At 44.3% G+C, this 2,573-nt stretch carries 3 protein-coding genes and 1 pseudogene; all 4 read left to right on the top strand.

Translation table 11 applies throughout. The features are described 5' to 3' along the window. A pseudogene (locus CCU_RS13235) lies at positions 1-241 on the top strand (acetyl-CoA C-acyltransferase); the annotation flags it as partial. Positions 242-266: 25 nt separating this feature from the next. Continuing rightward, a complete protein-coding gene (locus CCU_RS13230; RefSeq protein WP_004852940.1) occupies positions 267-1,058 on the top strand; it encodes an enoyl-CoA hydratase-related protein in 792 nt (263 codons plus the stop codon). A 154-nt stretch (positions 1,059-1,212) separates the two neighbouring features. After that, complete coding sequence (locus CCU_RS13225; RefSeq protein WP_015535003.1) at positions 1,213-2,085, top strand: 3-hydroxyacyl-CoA dehydrogenase family protein; 873 nt, start codon at positions 1,213-1,215, stop codon at positions 2,083-2,085. Positions 2,086-2,127: 42 nt separating this feature from the next. Next, the coding region (locus CCU_RS13220; RefSeq protein ID WP_208896402.1) for an acyl-CoA dehydrogenase family protein at positions 2,128-2,573 on the top strand (446 nt) is incomplete at its 3' end.

Raw genomic sequence — 2,573 nt, 5'->3', positions numbered from 1 at the left:
AAACGAGGCATTTGCTGCACAGTCAGTAGCAGTTGCTAAGGAACTTGGATTTGATGTTGACAAGCAGGTTAACCCTAACGGTGGTGCTATCGCTCTTGGACATCCAGTTGGAGCTTCAGGATGTCGTATCCTTGTTACACTTCTTCATGAGATGCAGGCAAAGGGTGCTAAGACAGGTCTTGCTACTCTCTGTATCGGTGGTGGAATGGGCTGCTCAACAGTCGTTAAGATCGAGGACTAATTTTAGATAATAAAGGAGATACATCATGGAGTTTGTTACATACGAACAGGATGGATATGTAGGAATTATCACAATCAACCGTCCAAAGGCTCTGAACGCACTCAACAGTGCAGTTCTTGAAGAGCTTGATGCAACATTCAAGGCAGTTGATCTTGATACAACAAGATGTCTTATTCTTACAGGTGCCGGTGAGAAGTCATTTGTTGCCGGAGCTGATATAGGTGAGATGTCAACACTCACAAAGGCAGAGGGAGAGGCCTTCGGTAAGAAGGGTAACGATGTGTTCAGAGCCATTGAGACATTCCCTATCCCAGTCATCGCAGCAGTGAATGGATTCGCTCTTGGCGGCGGATGCGAGATTTCAATGAGCTGTGATATCAGAATCTGCTCAGAGAATGCAATATTCGGTCAGCCAGAGGCTGGTCTTGGAATCACACCTGGTTTTGGCGGAACACAGAGACTTGCACGTCTTGTAGGTGCAGGCATGGCTAAGCAGCTTATCTACACAGCAAGAAACATCAAGGCAGATGAGGCTTACAGAATCGGTCTTGTGAACGCTGTTTATCCACTTGAGGAGCTCCTTCCAGCAGCTAAGAAGATGGCAGCCGGAATCGCAGCAAACGCTCCTATTGCAGTAAGAAACTGCAAGAAGGCTATCAACGATGGCTTACAGGTAGATATGGATCAGGCAATTGTTATTGAAGAGAAGCTTTTTGGTGACTGTTTCGAGACAGAGGATCAGAAGGCAGGAATGGGCAATTTCCTTGAGAAAGACAAGGAGAAGAAACTTAAGGTTGTTCCTTTCCAGAATAAGTAATAATTAACAGTTCTGATATTAACATTTAGGGTGGGGAATCTGATAAAGGTAAACCATCCTAAATGTGTGATATAAGTATTATGGTAGCATGTTAAACGAAACGTATATGAATTTCTCATGTTTACCGGAAAAAAAGATTTAGGAGGACATAAAAATGAAGGTTGGCGTAATTGGTGCAGGAACCATGGGTCAGGGCATTGCTAAGGCATTTGCTCAGGTTGACGGATACGAGGTTGCACTCTGTGATATCAAGCAGGAGTGGGCTGAAGGCGGTAAGGACAAGATCGCTAAGGGTTATGCAAGACTCGTAGAAAAAGGAAAGATGACACAGGAGAAGGTTGATGGTATTCTTGCCAGCATCACTCCAGGTCTTAAGGAAGACTTATGTGCAGACTGCGACCTTATAGTTGAGGCTGCTTTCGAGAACATGGAAGTAAAGAAGACAACATTTGCTGAGCTTGACAAGATCTGCAAGCCAGAGTGTGTATTCGCTTCAATCACATCATCACTTTCTATCACAGAGATTGGAAATGGTCTTACACGTCCTATGATCGGTATGCATTTCTTCAATCCAGCTGACAGAATGAAGCTTATCGAGGTTATCGCAGGTGTTAATACACCAGCTGAGATTGTAGAGAAGATCGTTAAGATCTCAGAGGAGATCGGTAAGACTCCAGTACAGGTTAACGAGGCTGCTGGATTCGTAGTAAACAGAATCCTCATCCCAATGATCAACGAAGCTGCATTCATCAAGATGGAAGGTGTATCAGACATAGCTGGTATTGACGCTGCTATGAAGCTTGGTGCTAACCATCCAATGGGACCACTTGAGTTAGGTGATTTCGTAGGCCTTGATATCTGTCTTGCAATCATGGACGTTCTGTACAATGAGACAGGTGACAGCAAGTATCGTGCATGTCCATTACTTCGTAAGATGGTACGTGGCGGCAACCTTGGTGTTAAGAGCGGCAGAGGATTCTATGTATACAATGCTGATCGTACAAAGACACCAGTTGATGCTCAGTAATAGTGCTAAGTAATATAATATATTCATGGAGGAATAATTAGAATGGATTTCGCTTTAGACAAGAAGTATGAAATGGCGCAGAATTTATTCAGAGAGTTCGCGCAGAATGAAGTAAAGCCTCTTGCTCAGGAAATTGACGAACAGCACAGATTTCCTAGAGAGACTGTAGAGAAGATGGCAAAGTATGGTTTCTTAGGAATCCCTGTTTCTAAGGAGTTAGGCGGACAGGGCTGTGATATTCTCACATATGCTATGTGCGTTGAGGAACTTTCAAAGGTTTGTGGTACTACAGGTGTTATCGTATCAGCACACACATCACTCTGTGTTGATCCTATCGTAACATTTGGTACACCAGCTCAGAAGGAGAAGTATGTTCCTGATCTTGCTTCAGGCAGAAAGCTTGGTGCTTTCGGTCTTACTGAGCCAGGTGCTGGTACAGATGCTCAGGGACAGCAGACAAAGGCTGTACTTGACGGAGACGAGTGGGT

The organism is Coprococcus sp. ART55/1 (assembly GCF_000210595.1).
In the GTDB taxonomy this organism is placed as follows: domain Bacteria; phylum Bacillota; class Clostridia; order Lachnospirales; family Lachnospiraceae; genus Coprococcus; species Coprococcus aceti.
This window is presented reverse-complemented; position numbering and strand designations above follow the sequence as displayed.

What these genes read in the sequence shown, in the direction of transcription:
- CCU_RS13230 (WP_004852940.1), top strand. Translation starts at nt 267, where the DNA reads ATGGAGTTTGTTACATACGAACAGGATGGATATGTAGGAATTATCACA.
- CCU_RS13225 (WP_015535003.1), top strand. Translation starts at nt 1,213, where the DNA reads ATGAAGGTTGGCGTAATTGGTGCAGGAACCATGGGTCAGGGCATTGCT.